Origin of the sequence: Streptomyces galbus (genome assembly GCF_005280195.1) — a bacterium.
Classification (GTDB): domain Bacteria; phylum Actinomycetota; class Actinomycetes; order Streptomycetales; family Streptomycetaceae; genus Streptomyces; species Streptomyces galbus.
Window position 1 is genome coordinate 1 of record NZ_SZPR01000065.1, and the last position, 591, is coordinate 591.

The following is a 591-nucleotide window of genomic DNA, read 5'->3' on the forward strand; positions in this document are numbered from 1 at the left end:
GACGACGCCTTTGGGCCGGCCGGTGGAGCCGGAGGTGTAGATGACGTAGGCCGGATGCTCGGGCGCGAGCGCCGTCACAGGATTGTCCCCGGACCGACCCCTCACATCCAGCCGGTCCAGCAGCACTACGGGCGCCCCGCTCGCCGCCCCGACCACACCACGGTGCCCGCTCGTCGTCAACACCATGACCGGACCCGCATCCGCCACCATGTAGGCCACACGAGCCGCCGGATACGCCGGATCGACCGGAAGATACGCCCCACCCGCCTTCAGCACCGCCAGCACAGCGACCACCAGCTCCGCACTGCGCGGCAGAGCCAGCGCCACCACGTCCTCCGGACCCACCCCACGCCCCACCAACTCATGAGCCAACCGGTTCGCCCGCTCGTTCACCTCCCCGTACGACAGCGAACCCCCGTCCCACACCACCGCCACCGCATCCGGCCCCGCCGCCACCCGCGCCTCGAACAACTCCGGCAACGTCACCCCCGACGGCACCACGACCGAAGGCACCCCCAGCACAGCCTCCCGCTCCCCCACGGACAACAGATCCATCCGCCCGATCGGCCGGGAGACATCCGACTCCACGAC

The 591-nt window shown here is 70.9% G+C and carries 1 protein-coding gene; it reads right to left on the minus strand.

Annotation, left to right across the window (positions count from 1 at the left end):
- A partial coding sequence (locus tag E4U92_RS35570) for an AMP-binding protein (protein ID WP_137304584.1) occupies nucleotides 1–555 on the minus strand: 555 nt, incomplete at its 3' end.
- Nucleotides 556–591: the final 36 nt, after the last annotated feature.